Source organism: Enterobacter cloacae complex sp. XAL002, assembly GCF_049236805.1.
Classification (GTDB): domain Bacteria; phylum Pseudomonadota; class Gammaproteobacteria; order Enterobacterales; family Enterobacteriaceae; genus Enterobacter; species Enterobacter intestinihominis.
The window spans coordinates 183991-207206 of the sequence record NZ_JBMKJN010000006.1; the positions used below are offsets into that span (position 1 = coordinate 183991).

At 55.1% G+C, this 23216-nt stretch carries 21 protein-coding genes; 10 read left to right on the forward strand and 11 right to left on the reverse strand.

Annotation, left to right across the window (positions count from 1 at the left end; genetic code table 11):
- The first annotated feature begins 159 nt into the window (after positions 1–159).
- On the forward strand, positions 160–699 hold the full coding sequence (locus tag ACOT0L_RS07975) for a glycine zipper 2TM domain-containing protein (protein WP_017384715.1): 540 nt from the start codon (positions 160–162) through the stop codon (positions 697–699).
- 59 nt (positions 700–758) lie between these two features.
- Here ACOT0L_RS07975 and ACOT0L_RS07980 read toward each other — a convergent pair whose 3' ends face one another.
- Positions 759–1394 (reverse strand): TetR/AcrR family transcriptional regulator, encoded by a 636-nt coding sequence (locus ACOT0L_RS07980; RefSeq protein WP_126502920.1) that lies wholly within the window; start codon positions 1392–1394, stop codon positions 759–761.
- A 245-nt stretch (positions 1395–1639) separates the two neighbouring features.
- Between ACOT0L_RS07980 and bhsA the strand changes: the two genes are divergently transcribed.
- Entirely contained in the window at positions 1640–1897 is a 258-nt protein-coding gene (gene bhsA / locus ACOT0L_RS07985) for a multiple stress resistance protein BhsA (RefSeq protein ID WP_006809234.1), read from the forward strand.
- Between the two features lie 74 nt (positions 1898–1971).
- Here bhsA and ldtC read toward each other — a convergent pair whose 3' ends face one another.
- The 3 genes from ldtC to ACOT0L_RS08000 form a co-directional block, all read right to left on the reverse strand.
- Positions 1972–2937, reverse strand: coding sequence for a L,D-transpeptidase LdtC (gene ldtC / locus ACOT0L_RS07990; RefSeq protein WP_023299804.1), 966 nt, complete (start codon positions 2935–2937; stop codon positions 1972–1974).
- Positions 2938–3081: 144 nt separating this feature from the next.
- Positions 3082–6528: a transcription-repair coupling factor gene (gene mfd / locus ACOT0L_RS07995; protein WP_032624473.1), complete on the reverse strand. Its 3447-nt coding sequence runs from the start codon at positions 6526–6528 to the stop codon at positions 3082–3084.
- Between the two features lie 145 nt (positions 6529–6673).
- Positions 6674–7747, reverse strand: coding sequence for an acyltransferase family protein (locus ACOT0L_RS08000; protein ID WP_022647756.1), 1074 nt, complete (start codon positions 7745–7747; stop codon positions 6674–6676).
- Between the two features lie 256 nt (positions 7748–8003).
- Between ACOT0L_RS08000 and lolC the strand changes: the two genes are divergently transcribed.
- From lolC to cobB, 5 genes are read left to right on the forward strand one after another with little or no spacing between them, the layout of a single operon-like run.
- Positions 8004–9203, forward strand: coding sequence for a lipoprotein-releasing ABC transporter permease subunit LolC (gene lolC, locus ACOT0L_RS08005; protein WP_126502919.1), 1200 nt, complete (start codon positions 8004–8006; stop codon positions 9201–9203).
- The gene (gene lolD, locus ACOT0L_RS08010; RefSeq protein ID WP_022647757.1) at positions 9196–9897 is read left to right on the forward strand and encodes a lipoprotein-releasing ABC transporter ATP-binding protein LolD; all 702 of its coding nucleotides are present in this window, start codon (positions 9196–9198) and stop codon (positions 9895–9897) included. The genes lolC and lolD overlap by 8 nt, the downstream gene beginning before the upstream one ends.
- Positions 9897–11141 (forward strand): lipoprotein-releasing ABC transporter permease subunit LolE, encoded by a 1245-nt coding sequence (gene lolE / locus ACOT0L_RS08015; RefSeq protein ID WP_023299806.1) that lies wholly within the window; start codon positions 9897–9899, stop codon positions 11139–11141. The genes lolD and lolE overlap by 1 nt, the downstream gene beginning before the upstream one ends.
- A 54-nt stretch (positions 11142–11195) precedes the next feature.
- A complete protein-coding gene (nagK, locus tag ACOT0L_RS08020; RefSeq protein ID WP_126502918.1) occupies positions 11196–12107 on the forward strand; it encodes an N-acetylglucosamine kinase in 912 nt (303 codons plus the stop codon).
- Positions 12108–12121: 14 nt separating this feature from the next.
- Complete coding sequence (gene cobB, locus ACOT0L_RS08025; protein WP_022647760.1) at positions 12122–12943, forward strand: Sir2 family NAD+-dependent deacetylase; 822 nt, start codon at positions 12122–12124, stop codon at positions 12941–12943.
- Positions 12944–12977: 34 nt separating this feature from the next.
- On the opposite strand, the gene potD is transcribed toward cobB, so the two are convergent.
- Genes potD through potA form a run of 4 tightly spaced genes read right to left on the reverse strand, consistent with a single transcriptional unit; the run spans position 12978 to position 16786 of the window.
- The gene (gene potD / locus ACOT0L_RS08030) at positions 12978–14012 is read right to left on the reverse strand and encodes a spermidine/putrescine ABC transporter substrate-binding protein PotD (RefSeq protein WP_048966194.1); all 1035 of its coding nucleotides are present in this window, start codon (positions 14010–14012) and stop codon (positions 12978–12980) included.
- Positions 14009–14800 carry a spermidine/putrescine ABC transporter permease PotC gene (potC, locus tag ACOT0L_RS08035; protein WP_023305879.1) on the reverse strand — a complete coding sequence of 264 codons (792 nt, stop codon included), beginning with the start codon at positions 14798–14800 and terminating at the stop codon, positions 14009–14011. The genes potD and potC overlap by 4 nt, the downstream gene beginning before the upstream one ends.
- On the reverse strand, positions 14797–15654 hold the full coding sequence (potB, locus tag ACOT0L_RS08040) for a spermidine/putrescine ABC transporter permease PotB (RefSeq protein ID WP_022647763.1): 858 nt from the start codon (positions 15652–15654) through the stop codon (positions 14797–14799). Before potB ends, potC begins: the two co-directional genes overlap by 4 nt.
- Entirely contained in the window at positions 15638–16786 is a 1149-nt protein-coding gene (potA, locus tag ACOT0L_RS08045; RefSeq protein WP_163385517.1) for a spermidine/putrescine ABC transporter ATP-binding protein PotA, read from the reverse strand. The genes potB and potA overlap by 17 nt, the downstream gene beginning before the upstream one ends.
- Positions 16787–17023: 237 nt before the next feature.
- On the opposite strand from potA, the gene pepT reads away from it, so the two are divergent.
- Positions 17024–18247, forward strand: coding sequence for a peptidase T (pepT, locus tag ACOT0L_RS08050; RefSeq protein ID WP_032624465.1), 1224 nt, complete (start codon positions 17024–17026; stop codon positions 18245–18247).
- Positions 18248–18347: 100 nt separating this feature from the next.
- Complete coding sequence (locus ACOT0L_RS08055) at positions 18348–18839, forward strand: REP-associated tyrosine transposase (RefSeq protein WP_126490367.1); 492 nt, start codon at positions 18348–18350, stop codon at positions 18837–18839.
- Positions 18840–18931: 92 nt separating this feature from the next.
- Here the strand turns inward: ACOT0L_RS08055 and ACOT0L_RS08060 are convergent, their stop codons facing one another.
- The 3 genes from ACOT0L_RS08060 to phoP all read right to left on the reverse strand — a co-directional run bounded on the left by ACOT0L_RS08060 (position 18932) and on the right by phoP (position 22280).
- Entirely contained in the window at positions 18932–20053 is a 1122-nt protein-coding gene (locus ACOT0L_RS08060) for a cupin domain-containing protein (RefSeq protein ID WP_063152012.1), read from the reverse strand.
- 91 nt (positions 20054–20144) lie between these two features.
- Entirely contained in the window at positions 20145–21608 is a 1464-nt protein-coding gene (gene phoQ / locus ACOT0L_RS08065; protein ID WP_023299812.1) for a two-component system sensor histidine kinase PhoQ, read from the reverse strand.
- Complete coding sequence (gene phoP / locus ACOT0L_RS08070; protein WP_026094318.1) at positions 21609–22280, reverse strand: two-component system response regulator PhoP; 672 nt, start codon at positions 22278–22280, stop codon at positions 21609–21611.
- Between the two features lie 475 nt (positions 22281–22755).
- Between phoP and ACOT0L_RS08075 the strand changes: the two genes are divergently transcribed.
- Complete coding sequence (locus ACOT0L_RS08075) at positions 22756–23148, forward strand: hypothetical protein (protein WP_168929099.1); 393 nt, start codon at positions 22756–22758, stop codon at positions 23146–23148.
- The last annotated feature ends 68 nt before the right edge of the window (positions 23149–23216 follow it).

Consider the following 23216-nt stretch of genomic DNA (forward strand, 5'->3'; position numbering starts at 1 on the left):
TTAGCACATCATGCTGTGCATTTCGCTCCTGACGCTTAAGAGTTCTCTTAAACAGACGCTATCCCAGCTCATCCCGCGGTTTTTTGATCCTTTATCTTATTGGCGAAGCGTTTATTGCGCTGCAAAATTGCTACCAATTGCAACAAAGGAGGAAGTCCCGTGAATAAATCAATGTTGGCGGGTATAGGGATTGGCGTCGCAGCTGCGTTAGGTGTGGCTGCCGTTGCCAGTCTGAACGTACTTGATCGTGGCCCGCAGTATGCGCAGGTGGTTTCCGCTACACCGATCAAAGAGACGGTCAAGACGCCTCGTCAGGAGTGCCGTAATGTTTCTGTCACCCATCGTCGTCCGGTTCAGGATGAAAACCGTATCGCTGGCTCCGTGCTGGGCGCGGTTGCTGGTGGGGTGATTGGTCATCAGTTTGGTGGTGGCCGTGGTAAGGATGTCGCGACGGTAGTTGGTGCGCTGGGTGGCGGTTATGCCGGTAACCAGGTGCAGGGCGCGATGCAGGAAAATGATACCTACACCACAACGCAGCAGCGCTGTAAAACCGTGTATGACAAGTCTGAAAAAATGTTGGGCTACGACGTAACCTACAAAATTGGCGATCAGCAGGGCAAAATCCGCATGGATAAAGATCCTGGTACGCAGATCCCTCTCGACAGCAATGGTCAGCTGATACTGAATAACAAAGTGTAAAAAAGATGTTCTCTGAACTTAGCTCCTCATGCGCTCAGGCTGAGGAGCTTTTTTTTGCGTCAGAGTTTAAGAAGTTCAGGCCACAGGCGCAGCGTTATTTGCGTAATCCCCTGCAGTTTTTCCAGCGTCGCGCCTTCACGGGCGCTGATGGACATCCCCTGTAGAATACAGCTCAAATACTGGGCCAGCTCCTGCGGACGGCAATGCGCCGGAATTTCACTGCGCTGCTGGCGTTGAGCCAGAAACGTGCTGAGCGTCTCCTGCTGCATCGCATGGCGCGATTTGACCGTGTTGGCAATCTCTTTCGACGATGCCGCGAGGGTCGCGGAGGTGTTGATCATAAAACAGCCTGCGGGCGTGTCTTTACTGGTAAAGCAGGTTGCGACTGCGCAGAAATAATCCTGCAATGCCTGCTCAACCGTTTTTTCTTCACAGAATAGCTGGGCTTCGTGTTTTGCCGCGAAGCGCGAGATGTATCTGTCCAGAACGGCCCGGAATAAGCCTTCTTTGTTGGTGAACTCTGCGTACAGGGTAGGGGCTTTCGCGCCCGTTGCTTCCACCAGGTCGGAGAGCGACGTGGCTTCATACCCATGCTGCCAGAAGAGCGTCATGGCCTTATCGAGCGCCGCATCCCTGTCGAACACTTTTGGTCGGCCACGGCTTTTCTTTGCGCAACGCGTGACATCGGTTGTCATGTGCCGTTGGTCCTCTGTTGTTTTGTTGAATAGTCATTATAAAAATAAACGTCTGCGACGACCAGCGGTGATTTCTTAAAAATAATTTAATTTTATCTTTATGAAATATAAGGAAAATGAAATTAATTTAACGACCATTATAAAAATGGGTTGACGTGTGACCTGGATCACATCTATCATTTACCTATCGATCGTTAACTAAATAACTAACGACCACTACATCATCTGCCCAAAGGTATAAAATCATGAAAAACGTTAAAACCCTCATCGCTGCCGCCGTTCTGAGTTCACTCTCTTTCGCAAGCTTCGCTGCTGTTGAAGTGCAATCCACTCCAGCAGACCAGCAGAAAGTCGGTACCATCTCTGCCACTGCCGGGACTAACCTCGGCTCTCTGGAAGATCAGCTGGCACAAAAAGCTGACGAAATGGGTGCGAAATCATTCCGCATCACCTCTGTGACCGGTCCTAACACCCTGCACGGTACCGCAGTTATCTACAAATAAGCGTAACGCAACCCTCCGTTATGCCACTGCAAAAAAACGCCCTGCTAATGCAGGGCGTTTGTCGTTATTACCGTTTACATTGACTGCTGAGCAACCTCATGATGCCGCGTGACATCGGTTGGCATCCCGGAGCGCGCTTCCATCGCCCGCTCCATCACTGCGCCATCGGTGTTTGCATTCGTTTTAAAGCTCACCATCGAGGCATTCAGATTAATCGGCAGCGTCTGCGGATCGTCATTAATGTTTTTCGATAGCGGCTGGTGGATCTCAACCAGACGGACGCCACCCGGCTCTTCAGACACTTTAATCGGCGTATTGATGATATTCACTTTCGTGCCAGGGGCGATCACGCGGTAGAGCGTTTTGATGTCGTCATCGCGCAGGCGAATGCAGCCGGAGCTGACGCGCATCCCGATACCAAAATCCGCATTCGTTCCGTGCAGAAGATAAACCCCACCGTAGGCCGCCAGGCGAATGGCATGGTGCCCCATCGGGTTATCCGGGCCCGCGGGCACCACGGCAGGCAGGTCGATACCTTGAGCTTTATAACGGGCTCGAATGTTTGCCGTCGGGGTCCAGGTTGGATTAGCGCGCTTATCAGAGACGGTGGTGACCATGGTAGGGGTCAGCGTATCGCCCCCCAGTTGACCAATACCGATAGGGTAAACGGTCACTTCGTTCTTGCCCGGCGGGTAGTAATACAGACGCAGTTCGGCGAGGTTAATTACAATGCCCTGACGCGGCGCGTCCGGCAGGATGGTTTGCAGCGGAATCGTCAGTACGCTGCCCGCCCGGGGCACATAGGGATCTACGCCCGGGTTGGCCTGCAACAGCGCCAGGAACCCGACGTTATATTTTTTGGCAATTGCTTCCAGCGAACCGCCATCGTTTTCAACCACGTGAAAGCGGTTTTCACCGACAACGTTGCTGCCGGCGGGCGGAAGAGGCCAGGTATTGGCGCGAGCAGGGAGCGCGACGGCAACCGTCGCGGCCAGCGCAACCACAGTTAACCAGCGGGTAAAACGCGAAGAAATCATCATTATCATAATCCATACAAATGATAAGGTTATTGTTTTATAAGGCGTTAATGATAATTATGGCGAATGTATGGTCGGGAAGATCGGGCGAAGTGCAAAGAGTTTGTAAATTGTCCCCCACCAGCCGGGCGCTGGCGGGGGAAACCGTTATGCGATGGCGTTCTCTTCCAACTGACGCATAAAGTTACGCACCCAGTCCATGCGGATTTTACGTTCCGTCAGATCCTGAGTAAATTTCAGACGCGTCGGGCCATCAAGACGGAAATGCTGCGGCTGTTTTTGCAGAAGGCCAATCAGCCACATCGGATCGACGTGGTTCTTCTCGGCAAACTCAATTACGCCGCCTTTCTCGTTGCCTTCAAGCTTGCGAATGCCCAGCTTCTGCGCCTGCTGACGCAGGCGGGCAATATCCAGCAGGTTGCGCGCCGCATCGGGCAATATCCCAAAACGGTCAATCAGTTCGACTTTAATCTCTTCCAGCTCGCCTTCGCTTTTCGCGCTGGCAATGCGTTTGTAGAACGACAGACGGGTATTCACGTCAGGAATAAAATCATCCGGCAACAGGGAAGGCATGCGCAGTTCCACTTCGGTCTGCTGGCTGGTGAGATCTTCCAGAGACGGTTCACGTCCGGCTTTAAGCGCGTCGACGGCATTTTCCAGCAGCTCCATATACAGAGAAAAACCGATGGTTTCCATGGAGCCGCTCTGGTCTTCACCCAACAACTCACCGGCGCCGCGGATCTCCAGGTCGTGCGTCGCCAGCGCAAAACCAGCACCCAGATCTTCCAGCGAGGCGATAGCTTCCAGACGCTTTTGCGCGTCGGTGGTCATCGCCTTCGGATGCGGCGTCAGCAGCCACGCGTAGGCCTGATGGTGCGAACGCCCGACGCGCCCGCGCAGCTGATGCAGCTGGGCCAGGCCGAAGTGATCCGCGCGTTCGATGATGATGGTGTTCGCCGTCGGAATGTCGATCCCGGTCTCAATGATGGTGGTACATACCAGCACGTTGAAACGCTGATGGTGGAAGTCGTTCATCACCCGCTCCAGCTCGCGCTCGCGCATCTGGCCGTGACCAATGGCGATGCGCGCTTCCGGCACCAGCTCTGCCAGCCTGTCGGCGGCTTTCTGAATGTTTTCAACGTCGTTATACAGGTAATATACCTGGCCGCCGCGCAGCACTTCACGCAGGATCGCCTCGCGAACCACCAGATTGTCGTACTCGCGAACAAAGGTTTTCACCGCCAGACGGCGCGCCGGCGGGGTGGCAATAATCGACAGATCGCGCATGCCGCTCATCGCCATATTCAGGGTGCGCGGGATCGGCGTGGCGGTCAGGGTCAGAATGTCGACGTCGGCGCGCATCGCTTTGATGCGCTCTTTGTGGCGCACCCCAAAGCGGTGCTCTTCATCGACGATCAGCAGCCCCAGATCTTTCCACTTCACGTCGCTTTGCAGCAGCTTGTGGGTGCCGATCAGAATGTCAATTTTGCCTTCGCTTGCCTGTTCCAGGATTTGCGTCTGCTCTTTGGCGCTGCGGAAACGCGACAGCATCTCAATGCGTACCGGCCAGTTGGCGAAGCGGTCGCGGAAGTTGTCGAAGTGCTGCTGGGCGAGGAGGGTAGTCGGCACCAGTACCGCCACCTGCTTGTTGTTTTCCACCGCCAGGAAAGCGGCACGCATTGCTACCTCGGTTTTACCGAAGCCCACGTCGCCGCAGACTAAGCGATCCATCGCCAGCGGCTGGCACATGTCGCTCAGCACGGCATTTATGGCCTGAGCCTGATCCGGCGTAGTTTCAAACGGGAAGCTGTCGCAGAACAGCTGGTACTGCTCTTTATCATGCTTAAACGCATAACCCTCTTTGGCCGCACGCTGGGCGTAAATGTCCAGCAGCTCGGCGGCCACGTCGCGCACTTTTTCCGCCGCCTTCTGCCGCGCGCGTGACCAGGCGTCGCCGCCCAGCTTATGCAGCGGCGCGTTATCTTCCGCGCCACCGGCGTAGCGGCTGATAAGGTGCAGGGACGACACTGGCACGTACAGTTTGGCGTCGTTCGCGTAGGTCAGCATCAGGTATTCACCTTTGATGCCGCCTGCTTCGAGGGTGGTCATTCCCTGATAGCGACCCACACCGTGTTCCAGGTGAACGATCGGCTGACCGGGGTGCAGTTCGGCCAGGTTGCGGATCAGGGTGTCCGGGTTGATGGTGCGACGGCTGTCCTGACGACGGCGCGCCACGCGCTCGCCCAGCAGGTCGCTTTCACAAATCAAGGCCAGGTTATTGAGCGTATCAATAAATCCGTGTTCGGCGGAGCCGATCATCAGGTAACGACCATTTCCGGTCGCTTCGCTCAGGCGATGAATGCGCTTCGGTGCAACTTTGATCCGTCCCAGTAGTTCGCCCAGCGCTTCACGACGACCCTCACTCTCAACGGAGAACACCACTGGCCCGGTGAAGGAATCAAGAAACTTGCGCAGGTTATCGAGCGGGGATTTCTGCTGCGCCTGGACGGCCAGATCGGGCAGCGTCCGGAACGCGAGATTGGTGTTCGCCGCCTTATCGGCAAGCGAATCGGTTTTGAGCTGCATACGCGGCCAGCGTTTTAGCTCGGCGTTGAGCTCGTCGGTACGCAGCCACAGCATTTCCGGCGGCAGCAGCGGACGCATCGGGTCAACGCCCCGGTTTTCAAAGCGGGCGCGCGTTTCGCTTTCAAAGCGGCTGGCGCTGGCGTCGATATCCCCGGTGTTAACAATCAGCGTATTGGCCGGGAAGTAGCTGAACAGCGCCGGCAGCGGTTCGTTAAAGAACAGGGGCTGCCAGTACTCGATCCCCGCCGGAAGGGTGCCTTTGCTGACCTGCTGGTAGATATGTTCGGCATCACGTTTCACGTCGAACCTGTCGCGCCACTGGCTGCGGAACAGTTCGATGGCGGTTTTATCCGTCGGGAACTCATGGGCGGGCAGCAGATTAATGGAGTCCACTTCCTCCAGCGTGCGCTGGGTGTCGGCGTCGAACACGCGCAGGCTGTCGATCTCATCATCGAAGAAATCCAGACGATACGGCTGGTCGCTGCCCATCGGATAGAGATCCAGCAGCGCACCGCGCGTCGCGTATTCGCCGTGCTCCATCACCTGATCGACATGGCGGTAACCGGCTCCGTCAAGCTGCACGCGCAGGGCATCGCGCGACAGGCGCTGGCCTTTTTTCATCACCAGCGCATGGCCGTGCAAATAGCTGTGCGGACAGACGCGCTGCATCAGGGTATTCACCGGCACAATCAGCACACCGCGCTGCATGGTGGGGAGCTGATACAGCGTCGACAGGCGTGAGGAGATGATCTCCTGGTGCGGAGAGAAACTGTCGTAGGGAAGCGTTTCCCAGTCGGCCAGGCTGAATACCAGACTGTCGGTGAACTGACGAATTTCGTCGTGCAGGCGCAGGGCGTTTTGCATGTCCGGGGCAACCAGCACCACCGGCCCCGGATGGCGCTCGGCAATTTCCGCCACCAGCGTGGCGCAGGCCGCGCCTGTCAGTTCGCCCAGCTGGCGTTGGTCACCTGCTTTTACAGGCAAGGAAAAACGATAGTGTTCAGGCATGGCTATGTCAGGGTCTCTTGGGGATATACCAACAGTATTGGGGCATATCACTGATACGCAATGTCTTTATTATCCTCGATCGTTATGCATAAGCAAATCGTAACCGCACAAGAGGAAAAGTGCCCCCGGATGGGGGCAGGGTAGGTTAGCGGCTGGCGAGCTGTGGCGTAAGCCGTGCGGGAGGGGAGAAGAAAAGGTCGCCAAAGAGGGCGGTCGAGAGCTTACGTGCGCCCAGTCCAACCAGCGTGCAGACGAGCAGGCTGACGAACGGATAGACCAAAATCAGCGTTAACTCCGCCCAGATCGGCCAGTACGCCGCATTCATTTCGCGAATCAGGAGCAGGCTAAACGCCTCAATTAAAATGCGGTGGGTGGTATAAATCGCGATGGTGTTTGAACCGATGACGTTCAGCAGATTATTGGGATGAACGGCATAACGCTGCTCGAAGCTGTAAAAGAGCTTCATGATGACCACGATCGACAGCAGTGATAGCGGCAGAGGAACATTAGCGAACCACAGCACAACCGACACCGCGCCAGAGGCGATAAGTACCAGCCAGCTGCGGCGCAAATTCATCCCTTTCATCCACGTCATCAACTGCGCGCCGTACCATGCGCCGAGGCTGTAGTAGATCATGTTGCGCACCACGCTGTTCATTCCCCACCACGGTAAAGGCAGGAAGTTAATGGCGATGCTTGCCAGCGCCAGAAGCCCCAGCATCGGCAGTTTCCAGCGGCTCAGCAGTTTACAGAGCGTGAAGTAGACTACTAAGGCGTACAAGTACCACAGGCTGGTGCTGGCCGTGAGCATTCCCAGTACAAAACCTGAAACGGAATCGGCGTAGGCCGCATTGGATGCTGTCGCCAGTTCACGCTCGGGGGCGAGCCAGGCATTCAGATGGGTCAGCGCCTGCCATTGCAGGACGCCCCACAGGGCCAGCACCCAGACAATGCTCCAGATCCGCTTGTCGAGACTGGTGCGCCAGTTCACCTCGTCAATATATCGACGAATCAAATAGCCGGAGATGAAGAAAAACACCGGCATACGGAACGGGGCGAGGTAAAGATTAAAGTAGACCCAGCATTTGGCGAGCAGGCCCGATAACGGATGCTGTAGCCCGTCCAGGTGAGGATAAAAGGTGATCACCGAGTGGTAAATCACCACCAGGCAGATGCACAGCCCTTTTATCTGGTTAATCCATAATGCTTTTTGTTTCATTGTGCGTGACGACCTTGTTGCCATAAACGAAAGGTCGATTGTTGTAAAATGAAACCCCGATGTAACGGGTAACAGTCTGTATCAGGACGATTTTCGGAAAAGGTGGAGGCTGTATGGCGGAAGTTCAGTCAGTAGCATGATGATTTATCTGAATTTTTCGGAAAAATGATTACCGAATCTTACGGTTTCAGTCATTTACGCTTAGCGGATTCGCTTATATACTCGTGGGTCTGCTATCAGCAAACAGACGGATTTCATGTATCAACCTGTCGCACTCTTCATAGGCTTACGTTACATGCGTGGGCGCGCCGCGGACCGCTTCGGTCGCTTTGTCTCCTGGCTTTCGACTATTGGCATTACGCTTGGCGTGATGGCTCTGGTGACGGTGCTTTCCGTCATGAACGGCTTCGAGCGCGAGCTGCAAAACAATATCCTGGGGCTGATGCCGCAGGCCATTCTCTCTTCCACTCAGGGCTCCGTTAACCCGCAACAGCTGCCGGAAAGCGCGGTGAAGTTACAGGGTGTCACGCGCGTTGCGCCCCTCACGACGGGCGATGTGGTGCTGCAAAGCGCCCGCAGCGTGGCGGTCGGGGTGATGCTGGGTATCGATCCGGCGCAAAAAGATCCGCTGACGCCGTTCCTGGTCAATGTGAAACAAACCGACCTGGAAGCGGGTAAATACAACGTCATCCTCGGCGAGCAGCTTGCCGGGCAGCTCGGGGTCAACCGTGGCGATCAACTGCGCGTGATGGTGCCCTCAGCCAGTCAGTTTACGCCGATGGGGCGTCTGCCAAGCCAGCGCCTGTTCAACGTGATTGGCACGTTTGCGGCGAACAGCGAAGTCGATGGTTACCAGATGCTGGTTAACATTCAGGACGCCTCGCGTCTGATGCGCTACCCGGCGGGAAATATCACCGGCTGGCGTCTGTGGCTTGATGCGCCGCTGAAGGTGGATACCCTTAGCCAGCAGACGCTACCGGAAGGAACGAAATGGCAGGACTGGCGCGACCGCAAAGGCGAACTGTTCCAGGCCGTGCGCATGGAGAAAAACATGATGGGGCTGCTGCTGAGCCTGATCGTGGCCGTTGCCGCGTTTAATATCATCACCTCGCTCGGGCTGATGGTGATGGAGAAGCAAGGCGAAGTCGCCATTCTGCAAACCCAGGGGCTGACGCCGCGCCAGATCATGGCTGTATTTATGGTGCAGGGTGCCAGCGCTGGCATCATCGGCGCGCTGCTCGGCGCGGCGCTGGGTGCGCTGCTCGCCAGCCAGCTCAACAATCTCATGCCGATTATCGGCGCGCTGCTTGATGGCGCGGCGCTGCCGGTGGCTATCGAGCCGCTCCAGGTGGTCGGTATTGCGCTGGCCGCGATGGCCATTGCGCTGCTCTCTACGCTTTATCCTTCCTGGCGGGCTGCCGCCACTCAACCCGCTGAGGCTTTACGTTATGAATAAGATCCTGTTGCAGTGCGACAACCTGTCCAAACGCTATCAGGAAGGCACTGTGCAGACCGACGTGCTGCACAATGTGAGCTTTAGCGTGGGTGAAGGCGAGATGATGGCGATTGTTGGCAGCTCCGGCTCCGGCAAAAGTACGCTGCTGCACCTGCTGGGCGGGCTGGACACGCCAACCGAAGGCGATGTGATCTTTTCCGGGCAGCCGCTGAGTAAAATGTCGTCTACGGCGAAAGCCGAGCTGCGTAACCGTGAGCTGGGTTTTATCTATCAGTTCCACCACCTGCTGCCGGACTTTACGGCGCTGGAAAACGTGGCGATGCCGCTGCTGATTGGTAAAAAGAAACCCGCAGAAATCAATGCCCGCGCCAGCGACATGCTAAACGCGGTAGGGCTGGGTCATCGCGGGAATCATCGTCCGTCTGAGCTTTCCGGCGGCGAGCGTCAGCGTGTGGCCATCGCCCGTGCGCTGGTCAACAACCCGCGCCTGGTGCTGGCGGATGAACCGACAGGTAACCTCGATGCGCGTAACGCAGACAGCATTTTCCAGCTTCTCGGCGAACTGAACGCCGCGCAGGGAACCGCGTTTCTGGTGGTCACGCACGATTTGCAGCTGGCTAAGCGGATGGGCCGTCAGCTGGAAATGCGCGACGGTCGTCTGAATGCAGAACTGACGCTGATGGGAGCGGAGTAATGGCTTCACCGTTATCGTTACTCATTGGGTTACGCTTTAGCCGCGGTCGTCGCCGGAGCGGGATGGTTTCCCTTATCTCCGTGATCTCCACCATCGGTATCGCCCTGGGCGTGGCGGTTCTAATCGTGGGCTTAAGCGCCATGAATGGCTTTGAGCGCGAACTGAATAACCGCATTCTGGCCGTTGTACCCCACGGTGAAATCGAGCCGGTTAACCAGCCGTGGTCCAGCTGGCGTGATGCCCTGAACAAAGTGGAAAAGGTACCCGGCATTGCGGCGGCTGCACCTTACATCAACTTTACCGGGCTGGTAGAGAGCGGGGTAAACCTGCGCGCCATTCAGGTGAAAGGGGTGAATCCACGTCAGGAGGAGCGTCTGAGCGCGCTGCCTCGCTATGTGCAAAATGGCGCATGGGCAAACTTTAAGGCTGGCGAACAGCAGGTCATCATGGGCAAAGGCGTTGCCGATGCACTGAAGGTGAAGCAGGGCGACTGGGTCTCGATCATGATCCCGAACGCCAGCGCTGATCACAAATTGCAGCAGCCTAAGCGCGTGCGTCTGCACGTCACCGGTATTTTGCAGCTGAGCGGCCAGCTCGATCACAGCTTCGCGATGGTGCCGCTGGAGGATGCGCGCCAGTATCTGGATATGAGCGACAGCGTGACGGGCATTGCCATTAAGGTTAACGACGTTTTCAACGCCAATACACTCGTGCGTGACGCTGGCAGCGTGACCAATAACTATGTCTACATCAAAAGCTGGATCGGCACTTACGGGTATATGTACCGTGATATCCAGATGATCCGCGCGATTATGTATCTGGCGATGGTGCTGGTGATTGGCGTGGCGTGCTTTAATATCGTCTCTACGCTGGTCATGGCCGTTAAGGACAAGAGCGGCGACATTGCCGTGCTGCGTACCTTAGGGGCGAAAGACGGTCTTATTCGCGCCATCTTCGTCTGGTACGGTTTGCTGGCGGGGCTGTTTGGTAGCCTCTGCGGCGTGGTCATCGGCGTGGTGGTGTCTCTTCAGCTGACGCCGATTATCAACGGGATTGAGGCGCTTATCGGCCATCAATTCCTGTCAGGCGATATCTATTTTATTGACTTCCTGCCGTCTGAACTGCACTGGCTGGACGTTATTTATGTGCTGGTTACAGCACTTCTACTGAGTCTGCTGGCAAGCTGGTATCCGGCGCGTCGCGCTAGCCGAATTGATCCGGCGAGGGTATTAAGTGGCCAGTAATTTCGTCATGGTTTAGCGGTCTTTTGGCCGCTGAATCAAACAGAGGAATGCATCATGTATTACGGATTTGATATTGGCGGCACCAAGATTGCGCTCGGCGTGTTCGATAAAGACCTTAAGCTACAATGGGAAACCCGCGTGCCTACGCCGCGCGATAGCTACGATGAATTTTTAACCGCTATTGCCGCGCTGGTGGCGCAGGCGGATGAACGCTTTGGCGTCAAAGGCAGCGTCGGCATTGGTATACCGGGTATGCCCGAAACCGACGACGGCACGCTGTATGCCGCCAACGTTCCTGCTGCCAGCGGCAAACCCCTGCGTGCCGATCTTTCTGCTCTCCTTAAGCGCGACGTGCGCTTAGACAACGATGCCAACTGTTTTGCTCTCTCAGAGGCCTGGGACGACGAGTTTCGTCGCTATCCGTTGGTGATGGGGCTGATCCTCGGAACGGGCGTCGGTGGCGGGATTGTCATTAACGGTAAGCCCATTACCGGGCGCAGCTACATTACCGGAGAATTTGGTCATATCCGTCTGCCGGTGGATGCGCTGGACGTCGTTGGTCGTGATTTCCCGCTTACCCGCTGCGGCTGTGGTCAGCACGGCTGCATTGAGAGTTACCTTTCTGGGCGCGGGTTTGCATGGCTTTATGAACACTTCTATCATCAGAAACTTGAGGCCCCTCAAATCATTACGCTGTGGGAGCAGGGAGACGCGCAGGCGCGTGAGCACGTTGAGCGCTATCTTGATTTGCTGGCGGTGTGTCTGGGGAATATCCTGACCATCGTCGACCCGGATCTGCTGGTGATCGGGGGAGGGCTGTCAAATTTCACTGCGATTACGGAACAGCTGTCCGGGCGTTTGCCCCGACATTTATTGCCGGTCGCCCGCGTGCCGCGCATTGAGCGTGCGCGACACGGGGACGCAGAAGGCATGCGCGGAGCCGCATTCCTTCATCTCACCGATTAGTTTACGAGGTTACTATGCTGTCGCGTCGCCAGGGTCGACTCAGCCGTTTTCGCAAAAATAAACGCCGCTTACGTGAACGCCTGCGTCAGCGGATCTTTTTCAGAGACAGGATGATGCCAGAAGCGATGGATAAACCCAGAGTGGTGGTGTTGACCGGGGCGGGGATCTCCGCCGAATCCGGTATTCAGACCTTCCGCGCGGCGGACGGGCTGTGGGAAGAACACCGAGTAGAAGATGTGGCGACGCCGGAAGGTTTCGCCCGCGATCCGGCGCTGGTTCAGGCGTTTTACAACGCCCGTCGTCGCCAGCTTCAGCAGCCGGAGATTGCGCCAAACGCGGCGCACCTGGCGCTGGCAAAGCTGGAGGAGGCGCTGGGGGATCGTTTTCTGCTGGTGACGCAAAACATCGACAATCTTCATGAAAGAGCCGGAAACCACAACATCATTCACATGCACGGCGAACTGCTCAAGGTGCGGTGCGCATGGAGTGGGCAGGTGCTGGAGTGGAAAGAGGACGTGCTGGACGAAGACCGCTGCCACTGCTGTCAGTTCCCTTCGCGTCTGCGTCCCCATGTGGTCTGGTTTGGCGAAATGCCGCTGGGAATGGATGAGATCTACAGCGCCCTGGCCATGGCGGACGTCTTTATCGCCATTGGTACCTCAGGACATGTCTATCCGGCGGCGGGGTTTGTTCACGAAGCGCGACTGCAAGGTGCCCATACGGTGGAGCTTAATCTTGAGCCAAGCCAGGTCGGGAGTGAGTTTGAAGAGAAGCATTACGGTCTGGCCAGCGAGGTGGTGCCAGCCTTTGTGGATAAACTCCTGAAGGGGCTGTAAGGGTAACGGGCGACCTTGCGTCGCCCGTTGTGCATTAACGGCCTGCTTTTAGCTTCTGATAATACTCTTCATACAGGCGGCTCGCGTCACCGACGTCGTTCTGCCATTCCCCTTTGCTGATGGTTTCAGCGTCCGGATAAAGCGATTTATCATTCGCCACTTCAGGACTTAACAGCTTCCGCGCGGCCAGGTTTGGTGTCGGGTAACCAATAGTTTCCGCCACCTGTTTTGCCACATCCGGGCGCAGCAGGAAGTTAATCAGCTTCAGGGCGCCATCGACGTTTTTCGCATTAGCCGGGATCGCGAGGCTGTCCATCCAGAAGATGCCGCCCTCTTTCGGCCAGACCACCTCCAGCGGCGTACCGGCCTGACGCGCCACAAACGCAGAGCCGTTCCAGACCATCCCCAGATTCACTTCACCTTCCATATACGGATTAGCCGGGTTATCCGAGTTGAACGCCGCCACGTTTGGCATCAGCTTTTTCAGTTCGTTATACGCCGCTTCGATCTCTTTCGGATTGGTGGTGTTGCCGGAGTAGCCGAGTTTACGCAGCGCAATCTGGAACACTTCGCGCGCATCATCGGTTAACAGCAGGCTGCTTTTGTATTCCGGCTTCCACAGGTCAGCCCAGGATGAAACCGTTTTTGGATCAACGGCATCGCTGTTGACGCCAATTGCCGTCGCGCCCCAGATGTACGGAATGGAATAATCGTTGTTCGGGTCGAATGGCTTGTTTAGCATCTCAGGATCGAGGTTTGAAAAATTGGTTAGCTTCGTTTTATCGATCTTCTGGATCATGCCTTCTTTGCGCATCTTGTCGACGAAATAGGTCGACGGCACCACCAGGTCATACGCGCCATCTTTATAGGTTTTGAGCTTGGCGTACATGGTTTCATTCGACTCGTAGGTCGAATAGATCACCTTGATGCCCGTCTCTTTGGTGAACTGCTCCAGCAGGCCCGGCGGCACATACTCGGTCCAGTTGTAGAAATAGAGCGTTTTGCTGTCATCAGCATGCGCGGCACCCATTCCGAGCACCAGTGCCGCAGCGGCAAGCATTTTTTTCATTTCTGTGTCCCCTGAGATTTTGTTTTATCACGAGCAATAACCTGGCTGGCAAACACCAGAACCAGCGATAACACCAACAGAATAGTCGCCAGCGCGTTCACTTCGGGTGAAACACCGACTTTCACCATTGAGTAGATCTTCAACGGCAGAATTTCGTAGCTCGGCCCGGTGACGAAGGAGGACACGACCACGTCGTCCATCGACAGGGTAAAACTGAGCAGCCATCCGGCTGCCACGGCAGGCATCGCCAGCGGCAGGATGATTTTGCGAAGAATGGTCATCTCGCTGGCTCCCAGATCCTTCGCCGCTTCCAGCATGCGTACGTCGAATCCTTTCAGACGCGCGTAGACGGTTACCACCACAAACGGCAGGCAGAAGGTGATATGCGAAAACAGCAGCGACCAGAAACCGAGCTGGACGCCCAGCAGCATAAACAGCACCAGCAGTGAAATGGCCATCACGATGTCCGGGGACATCATCACCACAAACAGCATACCGCTGACGAACGGCTTACCGCGAAAACGGTAGCGGTACAGCGCCACGGCGGTCAGCGAGCCAATCAGCGTCGCGAAGGTGGCAGAGAATACCGCCATCGTCAGCGAGTGCTGAGCGGCCTGTAGCAGGCTGTCATTGTTCATCAGCAGGCCATACCATTTGGTGGTAAACCCTTGCCAGTTGATCCCGAAGCGTGAACTGTTAAAGGAGTTCACGATCAAAATGATTATCGGAATATAAAGATACGCATAAATGGCGGTCATAAAACCGCCGCGAAGCAGTCGACCGATCATTCCAGCTCCACCTTCTTATTCAGCAGGCGTGAGGCACGCCAGTAAACCAGCAGCATCAGCCCCATTACCACCGTCAGCGTAATGCTGGTGGCCGAGCCGAACGGCCAGTCGCGGATGTTCAGGAACTGGCTCTTGATCACGTTGCCGATCAGCAGGTTTTTCGCCCCGCCCATCAGGTCCGACACGTAGAACAGGCCCATCGCAGGCAACATGACCAGCAGACATCCGGCAATAATGCCCGGCATGGTCAGCGGGATAATGATGCGGATAAAGGTTTGCAGCTTGCTGGCCCCCAGGTCTCTCGCGGCTTCCAGAAGTGGTTTATCAAGCTTTTCAATACTTGAGTAAAGCGGCATCACCATAAACGGCAGCAGGATATAGACCAGGCCGACGATCACCGCGCTCGGAGTGAACATAATGCGGATCGGCGTATCAATAACCCCAAGCCACAGCAGAAACTCGTTCAGATAACCTTTGGTGCTGAGGAAGATTTTCAGCCCGTAGATGCGGATTAACGAGTTGGTCCAGAATGGCACAATCAGTAAAAACAGCAGCAGCGGACGCACTTTTTGCGGCAGGCGAGCCAGGAACCACGCGAACGGATACCCCAGCACCAGACAGGCAACGGTGGCAATCAGCGCCATATTGAGCGAGTGCAGCAGCACGTCAAAGTAGAGCGGATCGAGCAGGCGTGCGTAGTTGTCCAGCGTAAAGACCATCGCGACGAAGTTCGCGTCGTCGCGGGTCAGGAAGCTGGTTACGATGATCATCAGGTTGGGAAGAAAGACAAACAACACAAGCCAACCGACGATCGTGGCAATCACCACATTCTGGAACTTACTTGTGTTCTTCATCAGCCAGTACAACCTCCCAGCTTTCTACCCAGTTGATGACCATCTTCTGATCCAGCGAGTGGTCGAAGTCCGGATCGTCCTCGTTGAAGAACTCACTAACCATCACCATTTTGCCGTTTTCCAGTTCCACAACGGATTCGAGGGTCATCCCTTTGTAGTTTCTTTCGCGAACGTAACCGATCAGACCTTCGGCGTCAGCCGTGTCGTGGATCTCATCGACGCGAAGATCTTCCGGGCGCAGCAGAACGTTGAGCCTTTGTCCCTTTTCCACGGCAAAGTTCACCGTGATGTTGCATTCGCGGCCTTCCACGTTGGCGCGCACGCGCTGCTCGTCCAGACGCTCAATCACCGTGGCGTTGAAAATATTGATTTCGCCAATGAAGCTGGCGACGAACAGGTTTTTCGGCTCCTCGTAAATTTCACGCGGTGTGCCGTCCTGCTCAATCTTGCCCTCACGCATCACCACGATACGGTCTGACATAGTCAGGGCTTCTTCCTGATCGTGAGTGACAAACACGAACGTGATGCCGAGCTTACGCTGAAGCGCTTTCAGCTCGTTCTGCATCTGCTTGCGCAGTTTGTAGTCCAGCGCGGAGAGGGATTCATCCAGCAGGAGCAGGCGTGGTTTGTTGACCACGGCGCGGGCAATAGCCACACGCTGCTGCTGACCACCAGAAAGTTGATGCGGCTTGCGCTGGGCGAATGCCTCCAGCTGCACCATGCGCAGGGCTTCGGTAACGCGCGGCGGGATCTCGCTGGCGGGTGTTTTTTGCATCCGCAGGCCAAACGCCACGTTCTCAAACACGGTCATGTGCGGGAACAGGGCATAGCTCTGAAAGACGGTATTGACGTGGCGATCTTCGGCAGGGACCTGGGTAATGTCCTGGTTCTCAAGATGGATATGGCCGTTATCGACGCTTTCCAGCCCGGCAATAAGGCGCAGGACGGTGGTTTTGCCGCAGCCGGAGGGGCCAAGCAGCGTGAGAAACTCACCGTCATTGATGGTCAGATTAAGATCGGAAATGACATCTTTGCCATCGAAACTTTTACGAATTCGTTCCAGTTGCACCAGCGGTGAAAGGGAACGGGGTTGTGTATTCAATTTTCGCGCTGTCCCATATAGACGCCTCAGGCAGCAGACTGAAGCGGGGTTTGTGTGTAACCACCTTGGTGACTCGTAATGAGGGCGGACATTCTACGGCAAACCCATTGAATCGCCAATCCTTCTCACTTATTCATAAGCTACATTTATTAACGCAGAACGATATAAACGTAAAAAGTTCTCGTTTGCGGGATAAAAGTGACCTGACGCAATATTTGCGTTTTGCTGCTTAATGATAATGTTGTCACAAAAAGTGAGGGTGACTGCATGGATAAACTACTTGAGCGTTTCTTACATTACGTTTCGCTGGATACCCAATCTAAGCCGGGGGTCCGACAGGTGCCAAGCACCGAAGGCCAGTGGAAGCTGCTAAATCTGCTGAAAGAGCAGCTGGAGGCCATGGGGCTGGTTGATGTCACGCTCAGTGAAAAGGGGACCGTGATGGGAACGCTGCCGGCCAACGTTGAGGGAGATATCCCGGCGATTGGCTTTATTTCTCATGTCGATACCTCACCTGATTTTAGCGGTAAACACGTTAATCCGCAGATTGTTGAAAACTACCGCGGCGGAGATATTGCGCTGGGCATTGGCGACGAAGTGCTGTCGCCGGTGATGTTCCCGGTACTGCATCAGCTGCTGGGGCAGACGTTAATCACCACCGACGGCAAAACCTTGCTGGGGGCCGATGACAAAGCGGGTATCGCCGAGATCATGACGGCGCTGGCGGTGCTGAAGGGCAAAAATATCCCACATGGCGATATCCGCGTGGCCTTCACGCCGGATGAAGAGGTAGGAAAAGGCGCGAAACATTTTGACGTTGAGGCGTTTAACGCTCAGTGGGCCTACACCGTCGACGGTGGCGGCGTGGGTGAACTTGAGTATGAAAACTTTAACGCGGCATCGGTGACGATCAAAATCGTCGGGAATAACGTGCACCCGGGCTCTGCGAAAGGGGTGATGGTGAATGCGCTGTCGCTGGCTGCGCGTATTCATGCGGAAGTTCCTGCCGAAGAGAGCCCGGAGATGACGGAAGGGTATGAGGGTTTTTATCATCTGACCAGCATCAAGGGGAACGTGGACAGCGCGCAGATGCACTATATCGTCCGCGATTTTGACCGCAAAGCCTTTGAAGCGCGCAAGCGTAAGATGATGGAGATCGCGAAAAAGGTCGGCAAGGGGCTGCATCCGGATTGCTATATTGAGCTCATCATCGAAGACAGCTATTACAATATGCGCGAGAAGGTGATGGAGCATCCGCACATTCTTGATATCGCCCAACAGGCGATGCGCGATTGTGATATCGAGCCGGTGATGAAACCGATCCGTGGTGGAACCGATGGTTCGCAGCTGTCATTTATGGGCCTGCCGTGCCCGAACCTGTTTACCGGTGGATATAACTACCACGGCAAGCATGAGTTCGTGACGCTGGAAGGGATGGAAAAAGCGGTGCAGGTGATTGTGCGGATAGCAGAGTTAACCGCGAAGCGGTAAGAAAAAGCCCGGTGGCGCTGCGCTTACCGGGCCTACAGTAAAGGCTTTTGTAGGCCGGGTAAGGCGTAGCCGCCACCCGGCACATGAACAGGGAGTTCAAATGTCAAACTACCGCCGCCACTACATCCCCGGTGGAACCTGGTTTTTCACCATCAATCTGCAAAACCGCCAGAGCGATTTACTTACCCGCCACATCGACAGCCTGCGTTCCGCTACCGCCACGGTTAAGCATGCGAAGCCCTTCACCATTAACGCCTGGGTTATCCTGCCTGAACATATGCACTGTATCTGGACCTTACCGGAAGGGGACAGTGACTTTTCAGCGCGCTGGCGCGACATCAAAAAAATGTTTAGCCGCTACATTGAGATGCGCCACGTCTGGCAGCCGCGTTTCTGGGAACACACTATTCGCAATGAACAGGATTACCGGCGGCATATGGATTACGTCTACATCAATCCGCTGAAGCATGGCTATGTCGGGAAAGTCGTCGACTGGCCCTATTCAACGTTTCATCGGGACGTGCGGGAGGGGTTATTTCCGGCAGACTGGGCGGGTGAGATTGAGGATTTTGCGGCGGGGGAGCGGAAGTAAAAAAAGCCCGGTGGCGCATCGCTTACCGGGCCTACGGGAACGGCTTTTGTAGGCCGGGTAAGGCGTAGCCGCCACCCGGCAAACATCATGACTCAGTCCTCAAAAAACCAGTACCCGCTGTTAACCAGCGCGGCCAGCATGGCGAGGAAGGAGGGATCGTCCAGCGCGTCGCCAAAGGTATCCGCAGACAGCACCATATGGCTGGCAATCGCTTCCAGTGCCGGACGGTGTGGAGAGTCCAGGCGCTCGCCGTTGACAAATACCTCTTCGCCAATGCGCAATACACGTAATCCGCCCAGACGAACCAGCTTATCGCCCTGCTGGAGGGCATCATAAATTTCATCTGCCTGATACGGCGGCTCTGGCGGTGCGACGTCCAGTTCGTGACGCGACTGGCTGATAAACTCGCCAAACCACTGTCTGAAGTGCTCCGGTTCGTTGATCAGATCCAGCATCATACCGCGCAGCTTATCCAGCTCCTCTGGCAGAATATCGGCCGGGTGCTCACGCGCCAGAACATCCGGATCGCTGTAACGATGGCTGCCCAGCTCGCGCTGTAAAACATAGTCAGCGAATCCGCTGATCATCTCGCGGCCGCTTGGCGCGCGGAAACCAACCGAATAGTTTAGCGAGTTTTCCAGGGAATAACCTTCATGCGGGAAGCCTGGCGGGATATACAGAATGTCGCCTGGCTCCAGCTCTTCATCAATGATCCCTTCAAACGGATCAACCTGAAGCAGATCCGGGTGCGGGCAGTGCTGCTTCATTGGCACTTTTTCGCCCACTCGCCAGCGACGGCGACCGGTACCCTGAATGATAAACACGTCGTACTGATCAAGATGCGGACCCACGCCGCCACCGGGAACAGAGAAGGAGATCATCAGATCGTCCATTCGCCAGTCTGGGAGGGCGCGGAAGGGACGCATCAAGGCTGCGGTGGGTTCGTGCCAGTTGTTGACCGCCTGCACCAGTAAAGACCAGTTGCTTTCGCCCAGGTGATCGTAGCTTTCAAAGGGACCGTGGCTGACCTGCCATTTCCCGTCCTGATGGCTCACCAGACGGCTGTCTACCTCGTTTTCCATCGCCAGACCAGCGAGTTCGTCAGGAGAAATAGGGTCGATAAAATTGCTGATCCCGCGTTTAAGAACGACCGGGCGTTTTTGCCAGTAACGTTCAATAAATTCGGGCCAGTTAAGCGTTAATTGATAATCCATATTTTTGTATTCCGCAGGCTCTTACTGAGACGGATTATAACGGAAGCACCGACCCCTGGCTGCGAGATCCGCGTATTTTTCACATTTCGGGTTAACTATCGTTCAATCCGGGCTGTTGGCGGCCAAAAATGACTTCCATACGGGCACCGCCCAGCAGACTTTCGCCGGTTTCAATCTTGCCCTCGTACTGATCGACAATTTCCCGGGCGACGGATAATCCGACACCCTGGCCCGGGCGCAGCGTATCGGCGCGCTGACCGCGATCGAATACCACTTCGCGTTTATTATGGGGAATGCCAGGACCATCATCCTCAACGATAATATGCAGTTCGTTATCCGTTACGCGCGCGGACACCTCGACAAACTCCAGACAATATTTGCAGGCGTTATCGAGCAGATTACCCATCACTTCCATAAAGTCATTCTTCTCGCCAACAAAGCTTATTTCCGGTGAGATATCCAGACTGATGTTTACCCCTTTACGCTGGTAAACCTTGTTCAGCGCAGAGGTGAGGTTATCCAGCAGCGGGGCTACCGGGTGCAGTTCACGGCTCAATAAGGCGCTTCCGGAACGCATGCTCGCGCGGTGCAGGTAATAACCAATCTGCTGTGAAATACGGCTGATTTGCTCCAGCATTACCGGCTCGGCGTCATCCACGCTCATTTTCGAACTGCGCATTGAACGCAGTGTACTTTGCATCACTGCCAGCGGGGTTTTCAGGCTGTGCGTAAGATCGGTGAGCGTCGTGCGATACTTGTCGTAACGTTCACGTTCGCTTTTCAGCAGGCGGTTGAGGTTGCGCACCAGGCTGGTCAGTTCGCGCGTAGTTTCAGGGTTAAGCTTCTCGCGGTGATGTTCCTCCAGCTCGCGCACCTCTTTGGCAAGGGATTCAATCGGGCGGAGGCTCCACCAAGCAGCAACCCACAGGAGAGGGATCACAAGCAGCAGGTTGGCAGCCAGAACGTACACGAACCAGTTCCAGACCATATACGAACGTTTTAGCTCAACCGGTATCGTATCGATCACTACAATGGTCAGCTGCGGCATGTTCAGAGTAGCGGGATACAGGTTGATGGCCACCGAGTGGGTCATCTCCGTGTCGTCATCTTCAGCGCGGATCTCATTGAGCTTGTTCTGTAACGCCCGATCGTCACGCAGCAGGATGCTGGTAGAGTTGAGGTCGGCTTCAATTTCGTGAAAACCATTGGTTTTAAGCCATTCCGGACGGATGCGCTTTTTCAGCCAGGGGACGTCGCGCTGCGCCCACAGCAATTTTCCTTTTTCATCGTAAATGAGTGCCAGCGTTGGGCTCTGCTGGTTCAGGTTTTCCGGCATCTCGACGGTGATTTGGTTGTTCTCCCATTTCGCCAGGGTATAGAACAGATTACTTTCGCCGCGAAGCAGGCGGAAGGTGGTTTTATCGAAGCTTACGCTGTACCCGACCAACGCCACCATTCCGTAAGAGAGGGACAGCACGAGCACGACGGCGGCGGTTGCCAGCAGAAAGCGAACCCGCAGTGAAAGGGGTAAAATGTGGCGCAAAATCCCTTTCATTTAGCGTAATTCGAACAGGTAGCCCTGACCACGCACGGTGGTAATCACGTCGTGCGGGTACTGTGCCTGAATTTTTTTGCGCAGGCGGCCCATCAGCACGTCAATGGTGTGGCTTTCGCGCAGTTCGGCATCCGGATAAAGCTGAAGCATCAGGGAATCTTTGCTCACCACTTTACCGTTGTTACGGATCAGCGTTTCCATGATGGTGTATTCGAATGCGGTCAGCTTGATTACTTCATCATTTATTGAAAATTCGCGGCGGGAGAGATCCACCTGGAACGGCGGCAGAGAGATCACCTGTGACGCCAGCCCGCTGTTGCGGCGCAGCAGCGCCTGCATACGCGCGGCGACTTCTTCAATATGGAAGGGTTTGGTCACGTAGTCATCTGCGCCTGCGCTCAACACTTCAACCTTGTCCTGCCAGCCTTCGCGAGCAGTCAGCACCAGTACCGGCAGGGAAACGTCATGGCTACGCCAGCGGCGGATAAGAGATAATCCGTCTTCATCCGGCAGCCCTAAATCGACAATGGCGATGTCCGGCAGGTGTTCATTGAGATAATAATCGGCCTCTTTTGCGTCTTCAGCATCGTCCACCTGATGACCCATCTCCTGAAGTTGAACTTTCAGGTGATGACGTAGCAATGCGTTATCCTCAACAACCAGTACGCGCATCATCATTTCTCCCTTTATAAATGGTATGAATAGTTTAACGCTGATTATCCAGGTTGACACCAGCGTTATGAAATTAAATGATTTTTTTCATGCTTCTGAAGACAGGTGGCATTACGCCAGGCATCTGATTATTAAGTATGTTGACCTGATCCTGTTTCATATCGCCCACCCACCTCACATATGCCTCATACGCCCCCAGAAGGCGCGGGTAATATAAACTGACTTGTTTTCGCACGCTTCCGCAATCCGGATAAAACATCCATCCGTTTATGAACGGTTGAAGGCGAGTCGCTTTTTTGACAGAACGGGCACGCCAGTTTTGTAAAGATTGCCCTTTTTTTTGTAAGGATGTTCTCACTATGTCTGTCTTTGTCTACGCTTATTTTATGGTGCGAAATTAGATTTGCATAAGATGTGCCAGAAAATCAGCATTTTTACACAACAAAACAGCAATATAGCGAGTAAAGAGGATTCTATGGAATGGAAGGTTGTTGAGACTATTGCGAGCCCGGAAAGTGGAACCATCTTTTGCAAAGTTGAAACACAATATGGCCTGAATTATATCCTTTGGCTAAAAGGGGATTATTACGTTCGTGCCGGTGAAATCATCACCACCTCAAACCAGGGTATCCTGATTAACGATCGGCGGCGTAGGGTATGGATAGCGCAGGCAATGCCCTATACATCAATTGGCTGGATGGGGTTCAAACAGAAAAACGCGTGTCCAGGTAACCGGCAGGAGATGGATCGGCCATGCACGGTTGAGACCCCGTGCCAGTTCAGGCTGTGCCCGTTCGGCTTAAAACGATATATTCCGGAAAGTTATTCCACGGCGAAAAATAACCACCAGCCTGACAACAGGTTGTAATCCCGGCAGAGCCTGTAACGGGGTGTGAACGTCGACACGATGATGATAAGCAGCCCCCTTTCCGGGTG